This is a genomic window from Halovivax ruber XH-70 (genome assembly GCF_000328525.1).
In the GTDB taxonomy this organism is placed as follows: domain Archaea; phylum Halobacteriota; class Halobacteria; order Halobacteriales; family Natrialbaceae; genus Halovivax; species Halovivax ruber.
Genome location: NC_019964.1, coordinates 2,238,057 through 2,259,484, shown reverse-complemented (window position 1 = coordinate 2,259,484; position 21,428 = coordinate 2,238,057). Strand labels below are relative to the sequence as shown.

Here is a 21,428-nt window from a genome sequence, read left to right as displayed (position 1 = left end):
CTGATCTCGGTCGACCTCGCGAGTCGGACCGTTCGATCGTCCTCCCGGATAGCGTCCGCTTCGGTGGGCGACTCCTCCGGCGGCCGACGGATAGGCCCTGCCGGCCGACTCGATTCTTCTCCCGGAGGCGTGCTCCGTATTACCCTCGAACTGAGACCACGCCTGGCGTTCGTATCACGAGTGCCTCGCTTCCCACGAGGGAAACGTGGGTGACCGGTTGAATACTGCTCACCGATAGCACGAGCGGCACGGCTACCTTCAATTCGGCGTTTGGGACGACGCACTTATCGCCCTCGTTGATGTGTACTCAATATACCGTCGACCAGCATACCTATGTCAACTAATTACAAAAGCGCCGACGGGGAAGGCTTCGACCGCTTCGTTCGCCCCGAATTCGACCCCGGTTCGAACGGATTTCAGGTGTCCCACGACACCGATTGGTCCTGGACCGTGACCACGACGCTGGTCTTTTCCTTGAGCTCGATTACGACTGTCGCTCCCACGGACATGCTTCCGCTGAACCGGGCCGTCGACCCGGATGTGCTCGACCAGCACGTTCGGGGCCGCGATCGAGGAGCGGAATTGACGTTCGAATTTCATGGATACCGGATCACGGTTCGAGATTCCGGCCATATCACCTTCTCGTCGCTCGAGGACCAGCAAGCCTAGGCTCCGGGTGGATATCGGCCGTTCTATCTCCCGTCGACGCGGTCGGATCCGGTTGCCCGACCGGGAGAAAGCGGGGCGTCGACTGACACCACCCGAATGGACAGTCCGCCTCGGCGAGATAGATACTGAGTTCATATCTCCATCAGCAAACGGCGAAGCGGTATTCAGGGTCACGGTGGCGAGCTACTACCCTCGCAAGGACGGGTCACTGCACCCAACGTAGTGACGATTCGGCGATCAAATTGCCGAGCGAATCTGGACATTCGGCCCGTTCGGGTGCTCGAGGGTATAGACGGGAGAGCGCTTCGGGAAGTCCCGAACCAGCGACCGCTCCTCGAGGGTCAGGTTGCCGGTCACGGTCACGTCGATCTCGAGCTAGACCCGTTCGCAAACGCCGACTACAGCCGCACCCCTTCGCCGGAAACACGGGCTGAACCGCCGACCTCCGACGAGCCCATCCTCGAGGAAATGCGCTCGGTTCTGCAAGACGTCGAGCGAAGCTCGGTCTGGGACCGATTTATGTAAATATCCTTCCATTGGCTGTGTCCCGGTGGGTCTCGCCGATGGCCGGTGACGTCGATTGATTGTGTCCCGTGATTCCGGGTGACAATAAATATATTATTCTAGCAAACACTAACACCACAGGCGTCGAACGGGTCGGTTATGAGCGGATACGATCAGACGCTCGAGCCGTTTCTGTGGCGTGCGGAAGCCATCCACTCCGATCGGGAGATCGTCGCCCGGACACACGAGGGGATCAACCGGTACACGTACGGCGAGTACGCGGACCGAGCGCGCCAACTGGCGAACGCGCTCGACGCGCTCGGGATCGAGGAAGGTGATCGGGTCGGGACGTTCTGCTGGAACCACGACCGCCACTTCGAGACGTACTTCGGCGTGCCGAACATGGGGGCACAGTTGCACACGATCAACCCGCTGCTTCCCGACAGCCACATCCAGTACATCGTCGAGGACGCCGCCGACCGCGTCATCTTCGTGGATCCGTCGCTGGCGGAGAAGCTGGCCGCAGCATACGACCCGGACGCCTTCGAGAGCGTCGAGCAGTTCGTCGTGATCGGCGACGAGGTTCCGGACGTGTCGCTGGAGCCCCTGACGGACTACGAGTCGTTCATCGCGGATCAGTCCACGGAGTACGACTGGCCCGACCTCGACCAGGAGGACATGGCCGGGATGTGCTACACGTCCGGCACGACCGGCAAGCCGAAAGGGGTCGAGTACACCCAGCAGATGATGTGGAGCCACACGATGGCGATGTTGACCCCGCAGGGGCTGGGGATCGAGGATTCGGACGTCGTCATGCCGATCGTGCCGATGTTCCACGTCAACGCGTGGGGGATGCCCTTCGCCGCGACCGCCGCCGGGGCGAAGCAGGTGTTCCCGGGACCCGCTCCCGACCCAGCGGACATCGCCCAACTCATCGAGGACGAGGGTGTCACCATCACGGCGGGCGTGCCGACCGTCTGGCTCGGCCTGCTGGAGTACGCCGCCGAGAACGAGGTCGACCTCTCGTCGTTGGAACGCGTCGTCATCGGCGGGGCCGCTGCGCCGAAGGCCGTCATCGAACAGTTCGACGACCTCGGCGTCGAGGTGGTCCACGCGTGGGGCATGACCGAGACCTCGCCGGTCGGCGCCGTCGCCCATCTCACCGACGAGATGGAGCGCGCTCCCTACGGGACCCAGGTCGACAAGCGGAGCAAGCAGGGCCTCATCGTCCCTGGCCTGGAGTTCAAGGTCGTCGGCGACGACGGCGAGGAGATCGCGTGGGACGGCGAGGCCTTCGGCGAGTTACTCATCCGCGGGCCGTGGGTGACGACCGAGTACCACGAGCGCCCGGAGGCCAACGAGACGGACTTCGAGGGGTCGTGGCTCCGCACGGGCGACATCGTCACCGTCGACGAGGAGGGCTACATCGAGATCGTCGATCGCGCCGACGACGTCATCAAGTCCGGCGGGGAGTGGATCTCCTCCCAGGAACTCGAAAACGCCATCATGTCCCACGAGGCCGTCTCCGAGGCCGCGGTGATCGGCGTCCCCCACGAGCGCTGGCAGGAGCGCCCGGTCGCGATGGTCGTCGTGCCCGAGACCACCGACCGCGACCAGCTGACCGAGGAGCTGAAAGCGATGCTCCGCGAGGAGTACCCGAAGTGGTGGCTCCCCGACGGCTTCGAGTTCATCGACGAAATCCCGAAGACCGCCACCGGCAAGTTCTCGAAGATGGACCTCCGCGAGCAGTACGCCGGCGAGGAGTTGCTGGAGGAAGATGCGCCGGCGGACGCGGCTCCCGACGAGGACTGAAGTGAGATCTCGGCCTCGGCTCGAGTGGTTATCTGTGCTTTCCAGCTGACTGGGACGCCCAATCCGAAACCACTGAACGTACGTAAGTCGAATCCAGCTGTCTGTCTCGGAACCGCTCAGGGCTACTAGTACGCGGATTTATTTTAGCTATCACAGATCCGTCCCTTGGGTCCTTCATCAGGGCAAATCAATCAGCGCGGCTGGCGAGACAAACGACCTCACGTCCTGCGACGTAAATCCGACTGTTCGTGATGACGGGGCCAGTTCGAAGGCTCTCACCGACGCTGAGCTCCCACCGCCTGGTGCCGTCGAAATCAATCGCGGCTACTGTCCCGTCCGAGGTACTCACGTGAACGACCCCATCGGCAAGTGCTGGTGGGCCAGCTAGCTGTGTATCGAAGTTCGTATTCCACGTTTCTGTTCCGTCGTGTGCATCGAATGCGTGTAATTCGTTTCCAGCACAGACGAGCACCCGGTCGTTCGCCACGGCCGGCCTCCACCCGCCAAGCGTTTCGGTATCGAACGCGACGTTCCACAATTCTCGTCCGCTCGTTCTCTCGAGCGCACGCAGTCGTGGTTCGGTGTCCACCACGTAAACGGTCCGCTCTGTCGTTACGGGTGGTGTCCGATCCCTGACGGGTGTATCGAATTTACGTGTCCACTCGGGCGAACCAGTGTCAGCATCGAGTGCATGAACGTGGCCCCACTCGTCGTACTCATCTCGGTACGAGCCAGCTATCTCCCCGGAATGAAGCAGAGATGACTGCTGTTCGGAGGTAACTGCGTCCTCACGATAGAACCGGGTTTCGCCGTCGTACAACGTACCAGCAACGTACACTGTTCCGTCAGAGACGGCTGGTGCTATCCCAGTTGGACCAGCATTCTTGACGAACTCGCTTCCGTCAGGTTGTACGACGGCCCATTTCGGTTCCTCGATTTCAGCACTCCATACTTGGTCGCCGGTCTCCAGAGAGAACGCGCTGAAACCGGTGTGAATCCGGCCATCGGTGACAACTGGGTATGCGGACCTACCGCCGGATGGATGTAACTGAGTTTTGTATAATACCTCACCAGTAGCTTTGTCGACGATCCAAGCATCTGGTGTATCGGGAAGAATAACGCGATCAACGGTGACTGTCGGAGCCGGTGCATACGGGCCCATCCCAGCACTCGTCTTGAGGGCCCAGTTCAATGTTCCATCAGGACCGATCGCTCGAAAGTTCGGGGCGTCGATCTGCGTCATCTTCGCGTGAACGAACACATTGCCGCCAGTATCGACGACGGGTGCACTCCAGGCGGCTTTCCCACCTAAGTCGTGCCGCCACTGCTCGACTACGGGCCACTTCGGACGACTCAGTGTGGATGAGTAACCCGTATGTGCGGCATTTTGGCCAAAAAGTGGCCATTGTTCAGACATGTCCCTACAGCGATTCAGTAGTAATTGGTGTTATATCTACCTATACCTCCACAATTGGTAAATCGAAGGCCTCGGCACTCATAGGGCTCGTCGTCACCGGTTGCCGAGACCGGTTCGGCCCGGGTGCATCGTCATCGGCCACGCGGAGATAGTCGACGCCGGCACAAACCCGTTGCCCATCTCCGGGCGCGCAGACCTCCCATCGAGCAGGGGGATGATTCGATAACTACTGCGTTGTCACACCAGAAAAGATATGTCCGGTTTCGATGACTGTCTCGTATGCCCCTGCAACGGCGAACTGTGATCGCAGGGCTCGGTCTCCTCGGGAGTTGTGGCGCCCTCGCGGGGTGGCTCTGGCGTCGTGACGCTCCCAACCACGCCATCGTGGTGGCGAGTCTTCACGAGGCGAGTCACGAGGTCACCGTCCAGTACGAACTGGGTGCCGACGAGCAAACGTTCGGACCGACCGAACTGGCGGAGGGCGAGTCGTGGCAGGTCGCCCACATCGAAACGCGCGGCGACGTGACGGTTCGATTCTGGGTCGATGGCGAACTTGCCTGGGAAGACACCCACGAGATACCGGCCCTCGAAGCGGGACGATCATCTATCGTGCTATTCGAGATTCAACCGGATGGCGAATTCCTCCACCGGGTAAAAGTCGAAGACTAACCCTGGCTATGAGTGCGGACCACGAAGTCACCCGTCGAGCGATCGCTCCGAACCCGTCAGACTGTCCACGATGACGTCGCCGTCGTCGCGCTCGGCCAGCCAGAACAGTTTGTAGCCCTCGACGACGCGCTCGAACTCGATTTCGGGTGCGCGATCAGGCGAGTACCGCCGGAGCGTCCACTGGAAGACGGACTTGCGGGCACGTTCGTCGGCGTCCTCGGGCGTGAGTTCCGCGGGGAGGACGAGGGCGTCGTCGACGTGTCGGGATTCGAGGTCCGGGAACGTATCGGCGCGGACGGCGAGCCGACGTGACCGATCGACGCTGACCACGAAGGAATCTTCGCGGTCGTCCATCAGTGGTCTGGACATACTGACCGATGCGTCGTAGATCCGGTAGGGGTAGGCCACACAGCCGACGCGACCGGCCGCCTCGACTTCGTCGCGCTCGATCGCAGGGGGGACGATCGAGAGCTCGACGGATTCGCAAGCGCGTGGGTCGTCGAGAACGTTCGGATCGTCGGCGACTGGTGACCGCATCGACGTCGCGTGGCTGGCCGCCGTTCCCGTCTCGTCGCTGGTTCCCTCGTCTGCCCGCTCGTCGGCGCTCATTCGCCCACCTCGCCGTCGTCCGGGGTCCCGTCACGCGTTCCGTCCGTCCAGTAGTTGCTGTCGCGGACGTGGTCGCGGATGGCGTCGGCCTCGGTGATCGCCTTCGGCTGAGGGAGCCCGCCGTCGGTCGCCATCGGTGGCGAGTCGCCGGCCGAGTCCCGATCGCCGAGCACTGCCGAGAGGGGCTTGTGCATCACCGCGAAGTCCTCGTCGAGATGCTCCTCGCCCGGCGGCGTCGTGAGCAGCGAGACGACGATCATCGTCAGCGCCGAGAGGATGAACGCGGGGAACAGGCCGTAGACGGTGAGCAGCCCGTGGAGGAACGGCGAGGATGACTCGATCGAGGCCATCGTCGCGTCACCGAGAATCCTCGGCCACTGGGGCCAGAGGAGCATCGTGGTGGCGCCGACGATCATGCTCGACACGGCGCCCTCGCGGGTCAACCCGCGCCACCAGAGCGTCGCGATGAGGGTGGGGCCGATCGCGGCGCCGAGCCCACCCCACGCGTAGTTGAGCACGAGATCGTAGATGGGCGTCTCCCGTGCGAGATAGGCGAACGCGATGCTGGCTCCGCCGAGGCCGAGCGTGACGTACCTGGAGTAGCGAACGAGCTGCGTCTCGGTGGCCTGCCGACCGAAGTAACCGTGGTAGACGTCTTCGACGACGGCACTGGTTGCGACCAGAAGTTGCGAGTCGGCGCTCGACATCATCGCCGCGAGCGCGGCCGCGAGGATGATCCCAGCGATGGCGCTCGGGAAGAGTTCGAGCGTCAGCCGGGGCATCACGGTGTCGGTGTTCCCGAACTCGGTCCCGCTGAACGCGACGAGCGCGTAGATCCCGACGAGCGCGGCGCCGATGTAGGCGACGAACATGAACAATTGGGCGACCAGCGCGGCGAGCCGGACGTTGCGCACCCGATCGATCCCCATGAATCGGACCATGATGTGGGGGTTCCCGGGGACGCCGAGGCCGATGGCCGCGTAGCTGATGATCCCGAAGACCGCGGCCCAGCCGGTCATCCCTGCCGTGATGTCGGTGAACGAACTGTCGACCGCAGCGGCGCCCTCGAAGGGCGACCCGTAGGAGCCAAACGCCAGTATCGGCAGGATGGCGAACGCCGCGAGGATGATCGCCCCCTGGAAGTAGTCGGACCAGGCGACTGCGAAGTAGCCGCCGAGGAAGGTGTAGCCGACGACGATGACGCCACCGACGACGATCCCGATCCACATGTCGATCCCGGTGAGGACCTGCAGGAGCGTCCCGGCGGCGACGATCTGCGCGCCGACGTAGCCGCCTTCGAAGATGATCAACACGACCGCCGAGACGCCCTTCACCGTCCCGGTGTCGTCGCGCAGGCGCGTCTCGAAGAACGTCGGCAGGGTGACCGCTCTGACGATCTCGCTGTACTTGCGCAACCGCTTGGCGATGCCCGACCACGCCGCCAGGTCCGCCGGGATCATCCCGAGCCCGTTGAAGAATGCCATGATCCCCGTGCCGTAGGCGTCGGCCGGCACCCCGAGGGTCAGCCAGCCGCTCATCTCGGAGGCCCGTTCCGAGAAGCCGGTCACCACAGGCCCGACGCGCCGACCACCGATGACGTAGTCGCCGACCGTGTCGAGTAGCCGCGAGGACCAGAGCCCGATGCCCACGAGCACGAGCAGGTAGAGCCCGAAGGTGACGAGCACCGCGTCGCTCGCCCCGCCGGCGATCCCCGTCACGGTCGCTCACCGGGGCTGGCCCCAGTTTCGTCAGTGAACCCGGTCTCGTCCGCGTATTCCTCTCGTAACCGTTCCTCTCGTCGTCCCTCCCAGACGTAGTAGACGACGAGGAGCACCAGGTACACTGCGAACGGTCCGACGAGACCGATCCAGTCGAGCGTGCTCATCGCTGCCATGTGCCTGAGTCGTACCAGCACACGCTATAACAGTATTCGTCGATTTCCACCCGTTGCCGCCATCATGGCGCTATTTGTGCGTCTTCGGACCCACACACGAATTCGGAGTCGTCACATCGGTGGCGCACCCTCGCGTGTCGAGGGCGTCATCGCGGGACTGCACCCGACTTCTCACCCACGAACGATCTTCGCTCGGGGCCAGGCCGACCGGGTGGCCGAAACCGGCCCTTACAACCCGGTCGGCACGTCCAGATACGTCGTCTCGACGCCCCACCCATCGACGAGGGCCTGCAGTGCTCGGACGCCGAACGTCTCCGTCGCGTAGTGGCCTGCCAGCACGACGTGGATGTCGGCCTCCTTCGCCTCGTGGTAGACCTTTCCCTTCCCCTCGCCCGTGACGAGTGCGTCGACGCCCGCGTCGACCGCCTCGTCGAGCCAGTCGGTGCCGCTGCCGGTGAGCACGGCGACGTTCTCGATTCGGTCGGGGCCGAAGTCGAGCAGCCGAACGTCGCCGGGGTCGGTGTCGAGCTCGGCGGCGAGCCGATCGCGGAGTTCGTCGGGCGCGACCGGTTCCGGTGCCACGCCTCGCTGGCCGACGTACTCTGGCCCAAGCTCGCCGAAGGGCTCCCGGTTGGTTAGCCCCAGGACGTCGGCCACGCCCGCGGCGTTGCCCAGTTCCTGATGGCCGTCCAGCGGGAGGTGCGAGACGTACAGGGCGAGGTCGTGCTCGATCAGCGGGGCGATCCGGCCGTACTGCCGGTCGGTCACCCGCTCGATACCGCCCCAGGAGAGGCCGTGGTGGGTGACGAGCAGGTCCGTGCCCGCATCGGCCGCCGCGTCGATCGTCTCGCGGACGCCGTCGACGGCGAACGCGACGTGTTCGATCTCGGCTTCGGGCGGCCCGACCTGCAGGCCGTTCGCACTCGCATCGAGATCCGCGTAGTCGTCCGTTCGCAGTTCCTCGTCGAGCCGATCGACGAGTTCGGTGAGTTGCATACCGGCTCGTTGGGCGGCGGGCGTGTAAGCGATTTGGGTCTGTTTCGATACCTGTCTTCTATCCGCTCGAACGAGCCGCCTATTCGATCTCGTCCGTCCGATCGTCTTCCAGCAGCGTTCGTGCTCGGCGGTAGATTGGTCTTCCGAGCCAATCACGGTCTTCGGCGATTCGGTCCAGCCGTCGAGAACGACACTGTAGGTCCGGTATCCGTGCCCGTCAGTCCCGCTAACGAATCTTCTACAACGACGCCAAATCGTCCGCCAATTCGTCGCTCTGGTCGAGAATAGTTTTCGATGAACGGATGGATTCGGCGTTTTGGCGACCGACTAACGTGCTCATCGTTTCGAATCCGATCTCGTCATCGAGGTAGCGTTCGACGACAGCCTCCGTGAACGATTCGTCGTCCTCGATGTCCGAAAGATACCCGCGAAGCGCTTCCGTTACAATCTGTGTTCGCTTCTGGTTAGTTATCTCCGCGGCTATGTCGGCTTTTTCGAGAAGTTCCTCCGGTAGCCGGAAGGTAGTTCGTGTCGTTCCCATGGGTTGGTTGTGTGACCGTTCTACCGAGGGGAGCACAAAACTAGGGTCATTCGTGTACGACCACTCTGGGCAACACCTGTTCGATCGCCAGCCGGCATCAAACGTGGCCCACTGACGCCGCCAGCGAGATCCAGAACTGGACGCTTCGACCACCGGGAAACCACCACTTTTGAGCAACCACGTCGAAGTCCTGGTTATGTCACGCGAGGTCATCTCCCACGAAACGGGTGCAATCTACGAGTTCACCCCGGCGCTCGACCCCATCGCAACCGTCGAATCCGGCGCCGAACTCACGATCGAGACTCGTGACAGCCTGGACGGGGTGGTCCAGACTGACGACGATCTGATCGAGTCGGTCCCGGAGGAGGTAAACGCCGCGACGGGGCCGATCGAGGTCGCGGGCGCCGAACCGGGAGACGTCCTCGCCGTCGAGATCGAGGACGTCCGCCTCGCCGAGGATCGCGGACGGGTGGTCACGATCGACGGCTTCGGCCTGCTGGACGGTCACGAGGACATCGAGGCGCCCCGGACGACGGTTACACCGGTCGTCGAAGATACGTCCCCCGACGCGGACGGGACGGCAGCAGACGCCGACGCGAACACTGCCGCCATGATCGAGTTCGGTAATCACGAGATCGCCGTCGACCCCTGTATCGGAACGATCGGCGTCGCGCCGGCCGAGGACTCCTACACCACACTCGTTCCGCACGACCACGGCGGCAATCTCGACACGACAGACGTCTCGGCGGGTAACACGATCTACTTCCCCGTCTTCCAGGCGGGTGCGATGCTCGCGATGGGAGACAGCAAGGCCGCGATGGCCGACGGCGAGATGTGCGGCACGGGCGCGGAGATCGCGACCGATATCGACGTCACCGTGGACGTGATCGACGGCGACGACGTCGCGATCGAGCTCGACCGGCCACTGATCGAGACGCCCGACGCGTGGAAGACGGTCGCCAGCGCCGAGTCGATGGAAGACGCGTGCGAACTGGCAAATCTCGACGTGATCGACCTCCTCGCCGCCGAGCATGACTTCGACCCAACCGAGGCCTACATGTTCTCGAGTCTCGTCGGCGGCCTCGAGATCAGCCAGGTCGTCGACCCGCTGGTGACCGTCCGCAACACAGTCCCGAAGACTCACTGTAGCGGGCCGTTCTGAGGGCTGTACGGCGATCACGGCGTCCCGTCGATGTCTCGCTGCCCCGAACCGAGTCGACCACCATCGCTTTTAGTGCGCTCTGCAAAGGCCTGCCCATGAATGCGAGTCGGTTTCGTCGGCCGCCGGAGTTCAAACTGACCGACGTCGCCCAGCAGCTCGTCGGCGGCTTCCTCCTCGCGGGCCCGTTCGTCGTCACCGAAGAGGTCTGGGATCTCGCTGCGAGCATGAACGCGATTCAGGCGCTGCTGACCGTCACTGTCGTCTTCGCGATCGGCTACGCCAGTCTGTACAAGGCCAACGACGACCGGGACGTCGATGCCGAGCAGGAGGTCGCTGGTGTCCCGCTCCGCTTCATCTCGCTCATGCTGGTCTCGTTCGGTTCGGTGACGATCCTGGCACTCCTGTTCGACGCGCCGGACGTGTTCGTGGGCGGCTCACTTCTGACCGCTTCGACCTTCGAAACGACGATCACGGCGATTAGCGTCGGCTCGATCTTCAGCGTCGTCGGCGCGTCGACGGCGGACACGCTGTTCTGAGCCGAACGGGATTCGCACAGAGAATTCCCGAAGCGTCCGCATCCAGTCGGCGTGACTGGATCGTTATCGCGTCGACGCGATCGGCCCGTTGGTCGCCGCGTGTGTGTACACGAACTCCTTCAGCAACTTGCCGGCGAGCGACGCCGCTTGCCCGTCGTCGCGATCGTTGACCTCGACGACGTCGAAGCCCGTCGCGGACGGCGCGACCGTGCGGACCACGTCACGCATCTCGCGCGGTTCGAGCCCGAACGGCTCCATCGTCCCCGTCCCGGGCGCGTACGCCGGATCGGCGCCGTCGATGTCGACGCTGAGGTAGGCTTCCCGTCCGTCGAGTAACGCGTCGACGTCGGTGTCGTCCAGCCACCCGCCGACGGACTCCGGCGGGACGACAGTGACGTCGTCGGCCGCCGCACGCTCCCACTCGGCCTCGCTCCCGGTTCGCGCGCCCAGGATGATCGCCTCCTCGACGTCTATGTCCTCGGCGTCGAGGATCCGGCGGGTCACGCAGGCGTGGCTGAGCCGGTTGCCGTCGTACGCCTCGCGCAGATCGAGGTGCGCGTCGAGACAGACGAAGACGTCGGGTTCGGTTGCCCTCGCGCCGGCCAGCGAGATCGTGTGCTCGCCGCCGATCGCGAGTGGGACCGCCTCGTCCCAGGTGACGTCGCGAAGCGTTCCCGCGAGGTATTCGAGGTAGGCCGGCACGTCGTCCCAGGCGTGGACGTCGCCGTCGTCGACGACGCCGAGGTCGGAAAAGTGCTGGTCCGTCCGGTGATCGTAATCGTCGAACGTTGCCGCAAAATGTCGCACGCGCCGGGGGCCGAATCGGGTCCCCGGTTCGAATGTCGTCGACGCGTCCAGGGGCGCGCCGACGATCACGAAGTTCGCGCCCTCGCTCGCGGCCGGGTCGTCGTCGGTCGACGACTCCGCCTGGCCGCTCGTGTCGGGTGCGTCGTGTCGGTCGGTCGCCCCGGGAAACATCAGACGATCTTGCGCTGTCCTTCCATCTCGAGGAATTCGATCTCGTCGTCGGGCGTGGCGTCGACGTCCTCGGGGATGCGCATGGTGAACGTTTCGTAGCTCTCTAAGTCCATGACCTGCATGTCGTCGCCGTCGACGGAGACGATCTGGCCCTGCTTCCGGTGGATGAGCGGGACGCGGATCTTCGCGTCGACCGGCTGGGAGAGCGAACGCTTCTTCTCGTCGAAGACGCCCTTGGCCTCGATACGGGCCTTGGCGCTGCCGTGTTTGCCCGGTTTCGCAGTCGAGTAGGCGTTGATCTTGCACGCTGTTTCGTCGATCATGACGTAGCCACCTTCCTGGAGGTCGCGAACTTCTTGCTGCTGTGTCGCCATACCCGCTCGTACCCAACCGAGTGCCATAAACGGTTTGAAAGCGACCGGCGGGCCCGGTCGTGGCCGCCGAAACTATTTCACCGGGTGGCAGCCACCAAATCCGATCCTGCGTTGGCCGTCGTCCGCAAAACCGGCGCCGTGGGGACCACGTACGGGTCTGACGGGCCCGACGAGACGTCCGCTGGTTCTTTCCGGGATTACCTGGCCGGCCTGGCCACCGGATTCTCCCACCCGTCGGATCCCCGGCAGGCGATCGAGCTGTTCGAAACCGATTTCAGCACCCGAGAGTACTCCTGTTTCGGCTGGGTCCCCCTCCATCGGTATCCTTGCGAGCGTCCACAGTTCAGTCCGAGAACGCCGTGACGACTTCCACACCGCTCGTCTCGTAGTTGGTCATCGCGGCTAACCGGTCGGACACGTCCTCGAGCGACACCCGGTTGGTCACGAGCTGGCCCGGATCGAGCGCACCGGACTCGATCATGGTCAGGAGTTCGTCGTACCGGGTCGGCGGCATCCCCCGCGAGCCGAGTACGGAAACGTCCCAGCGCGTGATCGCGTCCATCGGCAACGCCACCTCGCCCTGTTCGGCGTCGGTCGTGAGTCCGAGCTGGACGTGGGTTCCGCGGGGCTGCAGACAGCGAATACTGTTCCGGCACGTCTCCGCCCGCCCGAGCGCGTCGATCGAAACACCGACGCCGCCTTCGGGGCCCGGGCCGGTCCCGCGACGCGCCGAACTCCTGTCTGCGTTCCGTGGGGACGGGTCGTCAGCTACTCGTGCCGCCACCGCCTCTGGCACGCTCTCGACCTCGCTCGCGTTCACGGTCGCCTCAGAACCCAGCGATTCGGCCATCGCGAGCGGTTCGTCTCGGACGTCCACCGCGATCACGCTCGCACCGAGCGCGTCCGCGATCTGGACGGCTGCCAGGCCGAGGCCGCCGCAGCCGTGGACGGCGACCCGATCGCCGCCCCCGACGTCCGCGCGGTGAGCCAGCGCGTGGAACGCGGTCACGTACCGGCAGCCGAGCGCGGCCGCCGATTCGGTCGAGACGCCCGCCGGAAGGCCGACGGCGTTGTACTCCGCGTGCGGAACGTGCAGCTGCTCGGCGAACGCTCCCGGTGCGTCGGGTTCGAACCCCAGCGCGGAGCCGTCGGCACAGACGTTTCCGTGGCCGTTCAGGCAGTACCGACAGGTTCCGTCACCGAGGTTGAACGGAATCGCGACTCGATCGCCGACGGCCAGCGAGTCGACCTGCGAACCGACTGTCCGAACGCGTCCCGCGGGCTCGTGACCCAGAATTTGTCCCCGGGGTACCCGATCGTCGGCCCACTCGCCGTGGCCCATCCAGGCGTGCCAGTCGCTCCGGCAGATACCGCACGCCTCGACGTCGATCACGACGCCGTGGGCTGGCGGATCGGGCGGGTCGACGGTTCGAATCTCGAGCGGGTCGCCGTACGCGTCGAGCACTGCTGCGCGCATACACTCGACTCGTGGCGATGGGGCTAAAGCGGTTCGGCGATCGACCGATCTGCCCGCACGCTGTTCGGCCGATCACGAGCCTGACTCACCCGCGTATCCCTCACACTGACACTGAATTCGACTCGCTTCCGCCCGACTCACTCGATCACGCGCCCGACTCGTTCCAGTCCCTCCCGCAATTCGTCCGTCGGCAGCCCGAATCCGATCCGGAAGTACTCGGGATGGCCGAAGTACTCGCCGGGGGCGAGGACGACGCCTTCGTCCTCGACGACCGTTCGACAGAAGTCCGTCCCGTCAGTGAAGCCATCGGGGACGGTCACGAAGCCGTTGACGCCGACGGGATCGTACCACTCGAGGTCGTGGTCGTCGAGGAACTCGCGGACGATCGCGTGGTTCTCGGTTGCGAGCGCGCGATTCTCGACCAGGATCTCGTCTTCGTGCTCGCCGAGCGCCTGCTTCGCGACGTGTTGGCCGAAGATGCTGGGCGAGATGGTCGTGTAATCCTTCCACCGGACGGCCGCCTCGACGACGGGTTCCGGCCCGACGAGCCAACCAAAGCGCGTCCCCGCCAGCCCGTAGGCCTTCGTCAGGCTCGTCGTCGAGATGCCGTGGTCGTACCGCGCTGCGACGGGCTCTAGCGGGTCGTCGGCGAGGCGGCGATAGACCTCGTCACAGAGCAGGTAGGCGTCGTTGTCGGCCGCAATCTCGGCGACGTCGTCGACGATCGATTGGGGGTGATAGCGGCCGGTCGGGTTGTTCGGATTGTTGCAGACGACGACGGCCGTCTCGTCGGTCACCGCCTCGGCGACCGCGTCCACGTCGAGCTCCCACTCTGGAGGTTCGAGTGTGACACGGGTGACGGACCCGACCGCCTCCGGGACGGCGTGTAGGGCCTGGTAGGTCGGCGTGACGACGACGGCGTGCTCGCCGGAGCCGGTCACGGCTGCGTCGTCCGACCCTCCGTCGCCGGGACCGTCTGCGTCCAGCAGCCCCAGGAACGCGAGGAAGTTCGCCTCTTGCGTGCCGCAGGTGAAGCAGCATTCGTCCGCCGTGCGATCGTATCGGGCGGCGACGTCGGCCCGAAACTCGGGATCGCCGTCGGTCGGGATGACGTAGCCCAACTCACCGGGGTCGGTGTCGAACCGGTCCGCCGAGAGGCTCCGAATACCGCTCTCGGCGAGCATGATGTCCGCGTCGTGTTCGTACCGATCGAACCAGCGTTCGAGTCCGAAGGGGGCGATCTGCATATCCGGTTCTACGAGTCCCGGGGAGCAAGTAGGTACGGTCGGCGGCAGCGAACGGGGCCGATGGGACGACAACGAACGAGGCGGCTAATGTGACGTGCGATGAGCGGATGGGACAGGAGCGAACGAGGTGGGTGGGCGACGGGGCGGCTGGTGCGCCAGGCGGCGTCCCGACTCACTCCCACCGAAACCCGACCGACGCTGTTGGGGCCGAGAGAGGCGGTGCCGGGAGGTCCGACGGGACAGTCGGGCGGTTGTACGGCTGGGGCGCGATGTCGTTCGGGCCGTCGGGGTAGTAAAGCGAGGCGAGCAGTTGTAGCTGGCCGCGACCGACGTCGAGCTCGAACTGGCCGCCGCCGTACATCGTAAAGTCCCGATCCGTGCAGTACTCGATCGTCTCGAACAGCGATTCGATCGAGCCAAACCGCGATGGTTTGATGTTGAGCCAGTCGGGCTCCCACGGCAACGCCCGGACGTCCTCGAGGCCGTGGATCGGCGCGTCCCAGGAGACGCGGCTGCGAATCTTCGGATCCTCGAACAGCGCCCGCGTCTCGTCGGTCAGCGCGGGATCCTCGATCACGGCGTCGGGAAACGCTGCAAGCAGGCGTCGATACAGGTCGGGATCGGCCGGTGCGTCGACGTCGGTTCCCTCGTACTGGCCCTTGAGGTCCAGGATCTGCACGGCGCCCGTGTCGACGAGCGCGTCGAACACCGCCTCGGTCCACTCGGTCGTCGGGTCGAGCTTCAGTTGCAGGTCGGGGACTCGATCGAGCAGCGACTCGACACGGTCGACGGTGGGCGGGTCACCCAGCCGCGTGCTGGCGACGAAGCGCACGGGCTCCGGGTCACGCCCGACCGCGCTCGCCAGCCCGATCCCGGCCTGTCGAAGCGCCAGATCGAGCGCCGCGCTCTCGATTCCCCAGCGCCGGTAGTTGCGAAACACTTCCCGGTCGGGCGCACCAGCCGGGAAGCAATCGGCCTCGCCGACGTGGGCGGAGAACGAGTCCATCGTGTACTCGCCGGTGAGGTCCGGCAGGTTCGTTCGCGCCAGTGCGTCGTGTTCGTCGGCGTCGTACGTGACGTCCTCGCCGCGACCGACGACCCGTGCTCCGTCGGGACCTGGTCCTGACAGCGAGACGATCGTCGTCACGCGCGTGAAGTCACTCGATGTCTCGCGCTCGCGTCGCTCGAGAGTGACGTCGTCGATCCGCACCGGGAGCTCTGCGATCCGGTCGTAGTCCATGGGATGACTGGGACGGCCGTCGTGAAAGGCGTTCCCGGTCCGTGGGTCCGTGACGGCTCGAATCCTCACTCTTCGTCCTGTTCGGGCTCGCGCTGGCGCAGGCGCTGGCGAGTGAACTGTGGCCGCGCGCTGATCCCCTCACGCGTTCGGAAGGATCGGCGGAGGGCGATTGTCGCCACGACGATCAGGGCACCGGCTGTGAGGGCGACGGCGGTGGCGTCGAGGGCGATGCCGAGTCCGGCCGTGACGATTCCCGCCGCGAGCACCAGCCCGTACGTGATCCGTCTGGCGAGTTGGTCGAGGACGTCGTCGGGATCTTCGATTCCCGCCCGGACGAAGAGGTCGTCGCGTTCGACCCGATCGAGCGCTCGCTCGGCTTTCGGTGGAATACGGGCGGCCGAGATCACCGACTGTCGAAGCTGGTTGCCCGCGTCTTCGACGTATGCACGGGCGGTCTCCTCACGATAGCCGCGCTCGGTCAGGAAGTGCGTCGCCGTCTCGATGAAGTCGAACTCGGGATCGAGCGTGACGCAGACGCCCTCGACGACGGTCGCGACGCGTAACACGAGCGCGAGATTGCGCGGCAGCCGGAAGGGGAACTCGTAGATCGAGTCCTCGATCTGGTCGACGATCCGCTGTACGCGGCGCTGTTCGATCTCCGCGCCGGTCGCGTCCTCGATCGCGAGTTCGAGTACCTCGGCCATCACCGCGCGGTCGGCGTCGGGGCGCAACGTGCCGACCTCGATCAGTGCGTCGAGGACGGCGTCGGTGTCGCGGCGAGCGATCGCGACGTAGAAGTCGACGATCTTATCCTGGATGTAGGGATCGACGCGACCGGACATCCCGAAGTCGTAGAAGACGATGCGCCCCTCGTCGTCGACCGCCAGGTTGCCCGGATGCGGGTCGGCGTGGAAGACCCCGTCCTCGATGACCATCTGCATGTAGGCTTCCTGGAGGCGTTCGGCGAGGGCGGCCCGGTCGACATCCATGGCGTCGAGCGTCTCGACGTCGGTGATCTTCGTCCCCTCGACGTACTCCATCGTGAGGACGCTTTTGCCGGAGTGGCTCTCGATCACGTCCGGGTGGACGACGCCCGCGTCGTCCGTGAAGTTCGCGGCGACCGCCTCGAGCATGCGGGCCTCTCGCTCGTAGTCCATCTCCTGGCGGATCGTTCGATCGAATTCGTCGGCCAGCGTGTCGAGCGAGTAGGCCCGTGCGTCGTCGACGAACCGTCGCAGGAGCGGCACCGTCCAGTGGATCACGCGGAGGTCGGCGGCGACGAGCGACTCGACACCCGGTCGTCGAACCTTGACGGCGACGTCCTCCTCGTCGAGGCTGGCCCGGTAGACCTGTCCCAGGCTCGCCCCGCTGATCGCCTCGCGGTCGAAGTCGTCGAACCGTTCGTCGACCGGGCCGAGTTCGTCTTCGAGCACCGTTCGCGCGTCGTCCCAGTCGGCCGGCGGCACGTCGTCCTGTAACGCCGAGAGGACCTCGAGATACGTCGGCGGCAGGACGTCGGGCCGACTCGAGAGCAGCTGTCCGAGTTTGACGAACGTCGGCCCGAGGGCGAACAGGATCGAGAGCAACCGCTCGGCGCGCTCGCGGTGAACCGCCCGGGACACAGTTCGGGATCGACCGAACAGGACGAACCGATGCCGATCTCGTGCGTAGGCCAGCAGCAGTGGAAGAAACCGCCGCATAACACGGACGAATCGACCGTACGCGCGAAGGCGGCCCACACGTCTCACCCGATCAGGTGGCTCCGTCTTCGTCGACGACGTCGATCGCCGTCGCGTCCAGCTTCGGAATCGTCACCTCGAGGACGCCGCGGTCGATGTCGGTTTCGACGGCATCGCCGTCTGCGTCGTCGGGCAACGAGATGGTCAGTTCGCGACGATCCGGCCGATTCTCCTCGACGTACTCGAAGTCGTCGGGGTGGGTGAGTTCTCGTGTCGCGTCGACGTGGAGGGCCCCGGCGTCGACGGTGACGTCGAGCGTCGTCGCGGAGACGCCGGGGAGGTCGACGACGAGCAGGTAGGCGTCCTCGTCCGCGAGCAGATCGTAGAAGACGTCGCTCGGAAGCTCCCGGAGTGCATCGCGAATACCAGCCATTATCCGTCCTTCGTACCCCGGAACGAAAAACCCCGCGGTGGGTCCCCCCTGGCCGCGCGTGACCGGCCGACCTGGTGGCGTTGGTTCAGGTACGCCATGCGGTGTTCCGGCCACTCGCGAGAGTACAGTGACTCAGGCCCGGCCAGTCGTCGGCCCAACGACTCGTGGACCCGTCGCTTCACCCGAACGCACCGAGGAGCAAGCCACCTACTGCGAGGACCACACAGGCGATGAGTACGAGTCCCAGACCGATGGCGCCGGCAGTCAGCCCCAGCCGGCGTTCACTCCGATCGGAGACGACGAACGGCAAGCCGAACAGTCGGTGGCTGAGCCGCTGGACCCGGCTCGCCGCCGATGCGGCCGGTGATCGCCCGACAGCCGCGTTGACCTGGCCGGCCTCGGTCGCGACCGTCGTGTCGTACCGGGCCGTGCCGAGGACGTGAGCCGTCGCCCCCACGTCGAGGCGCTTCTCGACGTAGCGGCGGTCGGCACCCGTCGCGACCTCGATCACCCGCAGGTCGAGCGTGTCGTTCTCGTCGCTGACGCTCTCGGTGCGGTCGATGTACGATTGGATCCGTGGGGGTGCCGGCGTTCCGCCGTCGACCTCGATGCGATCGTCGCGAGTGAGTCGCAGTTGACAGCCCTCGGGCTCGACGAGGATAGCACCCGATCCGTCGTCGAGGTGGAAGGGAACGACGCCGGACCCCGACTCGATCGTCGTCCAGGTGGTTCCGTGCTGGGAGGCCTGTTCCTCCTCGACCGCGTACTCGCAGGCGACGCAGGCGGTCCCGGTGAACGGCGCCTCGAGTGCGGTGTCGGCCGGCTCGACGCGCCCGCGAAGCTCGACGTACCCGCCCTCGGTCGTCTCGAGTACCGACTCGGTCCCCGACCGGAGGATCCGATGGGCCAGGCGAAGCTCTCGAAGCCCGTACCCGAGTGCGACGAGGAGGCCGACGAGGCCGACGCCGCCGAGGACGACGGGCCAGCCGACCGACGGCGTGATCATCGCCGCGCTCGACCACGAACCGCCCAGCACCGTCCCCACAGTCCCCACGATGACGGCCGACGGCGAGCGCATACTCTTCCTCGACGGTGCGGATATATGACACTACCGACCGGAGCGCCAGGAATTTTACGCAGACGGCTCCACTGTCCCGTATGGATCACACGGATCGGACCGACCTGTCGCCGCCGTCGGCGGCGCGCGAGGCGATCCGGGACCTCGCCCGTTCTACCGGGACCGAGCACGTTCCGCTCGACGAAGCGAGCGGTCGCGTCCTGGCCGAACGGATCGAGGCCGGCCTCGACGTCCCCGGATTCGACCGAGCCGCGTTAGACGGGTACGCCCTCCGTGCGGCTGATACGGACGGAGCTGGCGAGGGCATGGACAGCGCCGACGAGAACGAACTCGCTCGACTCGCGCTCGTGGGGACGGTTCGTGCGGGTGAGCGCCCCGACGTCTCTGTCGGCGAGGGCGAGGCCGTCGAGATCTCGACCGGTGCGGTGCTCCCTCCCGGCGCCGACGCGATGGTCCCCGTCGAGCAAACCGAGCGCGTCTCGGCTGACGAGCCATCGTCGTCCGGTGACGAGGAGGTCCGCGTCGAACCGATCCTCGCCGCCGGCGACAACGTCTCGCCCGCGGGATCCGACATCGCGGCCGGCCAGCGGGCTCTGGGGCCGGGAACGCGACTCACGCCCCGGGAGATCGGCCTGCTGGCGGCGCTCGGCACCGAGACCGTCGCGGTTCGATCGCCGCCGCGGGTCGGTATCGTCTCGACGGGCGACGAACTGGTCCCACCCGGCGACCCCATCGACGGCCGCCGCGGGGAGATTTACGACGTCAACGGCGTCGCCATCGCCGCGGCCGTGGAGGCGGCCGGTGGCGACCCCGTCAGGTATCCCCACGTCGGCGACGACTGGGAGGCCATGGAGGCCGTCCTCCGGACCGCGGCCGACGAGTGCGATCTCGTCCTCTCGTCGGGGTCGACGAGCGCGGGTGCACTCGACGTCGTCTACCGGCTGGTCGACGAACTCGGCGAACTCCTCCTTCACGGCGTGCGAATAAAGCCCGGGAAGCCGATGCTCGTCGGTCGACTCGACGGGACCGGCTACGTCGGCCTGCCCGGCTACCCCGTCTCCGCGATGACGGTCTTCCGAACGTTCGTCGCCCCCGCGATCAGGGCGGCAGCCGGCCAGCCAGCGCCGCGGACGGCCACGGTGACGGGCCGGATGGCCGTCGACGAACGCTTCGCCGAAGACCGCCACCGACTCGTTCCCGTGGGGCTGATCGAGCCAGCCACGACGACAGACGAGGATAGTACTGACTCCGAAATCCTCGAGGGACACGCGGCCGCCTCGTCGCCACCGCTCGTCTACCCCGTCGATCGCGGTAGCGGCGCGACGACGAGTCTGGCACGGGCCGACGGTGTCGTCGAGATGCCGGCCGCGACGGATCGGCTGGCCGCGGGCGAGCGAGTGACGGTCTCGCTGTTTTCGCCGTCGGTCCGGCCGCCGTCGCTGCTGGTCGTCGGCGAGGACGATCCGACCGTGAGCCGGGCGCTCGACGATCTCGAGAACCCGCGATACCTTTCCGACGGCTCTCGCCCCGCCCTCCGGTCACTCGCTGCAGGGGTTCCGGACGTCGCCGTCGTCGCCGGCCCGATCGAGGATGGACACGACGGTCGGGAGCTAACTCGCTTTACCCGCGAGTGGGGATTGCTCGTCCCGGCAGGGAATCCGGACGAGGTCGCCGGAGTCGCCGATCTGGTCGATCGCGACCTCTCGTTCGTGAATCGGACGGCTGACTCGGGGCTTCGGCGACAGTTCGACGCCGAACTGGCGGCGTTCGCGTCGACGCCGGGACGCGACCGTGCGGCAGTCGTCTCGGCGATCGACGGCGTCGATATCGGGCTTCCCGGTCACGAGAGCCCGGCCAGACGCGTGGCACGTGGGGAGGCCGACGTCGGGCTCGGACTTCGCGACTCGGCGGGGGGCGACCTGTCGTTCGTCTCGCTCGGTGAACAACCCGTCCGCCTGCTCGCGAACCCGGATCGGGTCGGGAAACTGGCGATCGACCAACTGATCGCCGCGATCGATCGTCGAACGGGACCCTGACCACGTTTCGTGACGACTGATCGGGAACGATGATACGTTGTGATACCTGACCTTCTTCGAAAAATGACCGTCACAGC

Annotated in this window: 20 protein-coding genes; 6 read left to right on the top strand and 14 right to left on the bottom strand. The window is 65.7% G+C overall.

Features of this window, described 5'->3' with window-relative positions:
• Positions 1-333 precede the first annotated feature (333 nt).
• Both HALRU_RS16275 and HALRU_RS10770 read left to right on the top strand, forming a co-directional pair.
• Positions 334-669, top strand: a complete 336-nt coding sequence (locus HALRU_RS16275; protein WP_015301419.1) for a HalOD1 output domain-containing protein — start codon at positions 334-336, stop codon at positions 667-669.
• A 663-nt stretch (positions 670-1,332) separates the two neighbouring features.
• Complete coding sequence (locus HALRU_RS10770; RefSeq protein WP_015301418.1) at positions 1,333-2,985, top strand: long-chain fatty acid--CoA ligase; 1,653 nt, start codon at positions 1,333-1,335, stop codon at positions 2,983-2,985.
• A 187-nt stretch (positions 2,986-3,172) separates the two neighbouring features.
• Here the strand turns inward: HALRU_RS10770 and HALRU_RS10765 are convergent, their stop codons facing one another.
• Positions 3,173-4,228, bottom strand: a complete 1,056-nt coding sequence (locus tag HALRU_RS10765) for an outer membrane protein assembly factor BamB family protein (RefSeq protein ID WP_171814989.1) — start codon at positions 4,226-4,228, stop codon at positions 3,173-3,175.
• Between the two features lie 453 nt (positions 4,229-4,681).
• Between HALRU_RS10765 and HALRU_RS10760 the strand changes: the two genes are divergently transcribed.
• On the top strand, positions 4,682-5,071 hold the full coding sequence (locus tag HALRU_RS10760) for a hypothetical protein (RefSeq protein WP_015301416.1): 390 nt from the start codon (positions 4,682-4,684) through the stop codon (positions 5,069-5,071).
• Between the two features lie 27 nt (positions 5,072-5,098).
• Here the strand turns inward: HALRU_RS10760 and HALRU_RS10755 are convergent, their stop codons facing one another.
• From HALRU_RS10755 to HALRU_RS10735, 5 genes are all read right to left on the bottom strand, one after another.
• Entirely contained in the window at positions 5,099-5,680 is a 582-nt protein-coding gene (locus tag HALRU_RS10755) for a hypothetical protein (RefSeq protein WP_015301415.1), read from the bottom strand.
• Positions 5,677-7,398 (bottom strand): sodium/proline symporter, encoded by a 1,722-nt coding sequence (locus tag HALRU_RS10750; protein WP_015301414.1) that lies wholly within the window; start codon positions 7,396-7,398, stop codon positions 5,677-5,679. Before HALRU_RS10750 ends, HALRU_RS10755 begins: the two co-directional genes overlap by 4 nt.
• Entirely contained in the window at positions 7,395-7,574 is a 180-nt protein-coding gene (locus HALRU_RS10745) for a hypothetical protein (RefSeq protein WP_015301413.1), read from the bottom strand. Before HALRU_RS10745 ends, HALRU_RS10750 begins: the two co-directional genes overlap by 4 nt.
• 228 nt (positions 7,575-7,802) lie before the next feature.
• Positions 7,803-8,570, bottom strand: coding sequence for a Nif3-like dinuclear metal center hexameric protein (locus tag HALRU_RS10740; RefSeq protein ID WP_015301412.1), 768 nt, complete (start codon positions 8,568-8,570; stop codon positions 7,803-7,805).
• Positions 8,571-8,808: 238 nt separating this feature from the next.
• On the bottom strand, positions 8,809-9,111 hold the full coding sequence (locus HALRU_RS10735) for a hypothetical protein (protein WP_015301411.1): 303 nt from the start codon (positions 9,109-9,111) through the stop codon (positions 8,809-8,811).
• Positions 9,112-9,307: 196 nt separating this feature from the next.
• On the opposite strand from HALRU_RS10735, the gene HALRU_RS10730 reads away from it, so the two are divergent.
• Positions 9,308-10,273: an acetamidase/formamidase family protein gene (locus tag HALRU_RS10730; protein ID WP_015301410.1), complete on the top strand. Its 966-nt coding sequence runs from the start codon at positions 9,308-9,310 to the stop codon at positions 10,271-10,273.
• Positions 10,274-10,368: 95 nt separating this feature from the next.
• A complete protein-coding gene (locus HALRU_RS10725) occupies positions 10,369-10,809 on the top strand; it encodes a DUF2391 family protein (RefSeq protein ID WP_015301409.1) in 441 nt (146 codons plus the stop codon).
• Between the two features lie 63 nt (positions 10,810-10,872).
• Here the strand turns inward: HALRU_RS10725 and HALRU_RS10720 are convergent, their stop codons facing one another.
• The 8 genes from HALRU_RS10720 to HALRU_RS10685 all read right to left on the bottom strand — a co-directional run bounded on the left by HALRU_RS10720 (position 10,873) and on the right by HALRU_RS10685 (position 19,315).
• Complete coding sequence (locus tag HALRU_RS10720; RefSeq protein ID WP_015301408.1) at positions 10,873-11,787, bottom strand: arginase family protein; 915 nt, start codon at positions 11,785-11,787, stop codon at positions 10,873-10,875.
• The gene (locus tag HALRU_RS10715) at positions 11,787-12,161 is read right to left on the bottom strand and encodes a translation initiation factor IF-5A (RefSeq protein WP_015301407.1); all 375 of its coding nucleotides are present in this window, start codon (positions 12,159-12,161) and stop codon (positions 11,787-11,789) included. The genes HALRU_RS10720 and HALRU_RS10715 overlap by 1 nt, the downstream gene beginning before the upstream one ends.
• A 343-nt stretch (positions 12,162-12,504) precedes the next feature.
• A complete protein-coding gene (locus HALRU_RS10710; protein WP_015301406.1) occupies positions 12,505-13,638 on the bottom strand; it encodes an alcohol dehydrogenase catalytic domain-containing protein in 1,134 nt (377 codons plus the stop codon).
• A 137-nt stretch (positions 13,639-13,775) separates the two neighbouring features.
• On the bottom strand, positions 13,776-14,885 hold the full coding sequence (locus tag HALRU_RS10705) for an aminotransferase class I/II-fold pyridoxal phosphate-dependent enzyme (protein ID WP_015301405.1): 1,110 nt from the start codon (positions 14,883-14,885) through the stop codon (positions 13,776-13,778).
• A 172-nt stretch (positions 14,886-15,057) separates the two neighbouring features.
• Positions 15,058-16,125 (bottom strand): hypothetical protein, encoded by a 1,068-nt coding sequence (locus tag HALRU_RS10700; protein WP_015301404.1) that lies wholly within the window; start codon positions 16,123-16,125, stop codon positions 15,058-15,060.
• Positions 16,126-16,190: 65 nt separating this feature from the next.
• Positions 16,191-17,825 carry an ABC1 kinase family protein gene (locus tag HALRU_RS10695; protein WP_015301403.1) on the bottom strand — a complete coding sequence of 545 codons (1,635 nt, stop codon included), beginning with the start codon at positions 17,823-17,825 and terminating at the stop codon, positions 16,191-16,193.
• Between the two features lie 52 nt (positions 17,826-17,877).
• Complete coding sequence (locus HALRU_RS10690; protein WP_015301402.1) at positions 17,878-18,237, bottom strand: Hsp20/alpha crystallin family protein; 360 nt, start codon at positions 18,235-18,237, stop codon at positions 17,878-17,880.
• Positions 18,238-18,415: 178 nt separating this feature from the next.
• On the bottom strand, positions 18,416-19,315 hold the full coding sequence (locus HALRU_RS10685; RefSeq protein WP_015301401.1) for an E3 Ubiquitin ligase: 900 nt from the start codon (positions 19,313-19,315) through the stop codon (positions 18,416-18,418).
• An 80-nt stretch (positions 19,316-19,395) separates the two neighbouring features.
• Here HALRU_RS10685 and HALRU_RS10680 point away from each other — a divergent pair, with 80 nt between their 5' ends.
• Complete coding sequence (locus tag HALRU_RS10680; protein WP_015301400.1) at positions 19,396-21,351, top strand: molybdopterin biosynthesis protein; 1,956 nt, start codon at positions 19,396-19,398, stop codon at positions 21,349-21,351.
• Positions 21,352-21,428: the final 77 nt, after the last annotated feature.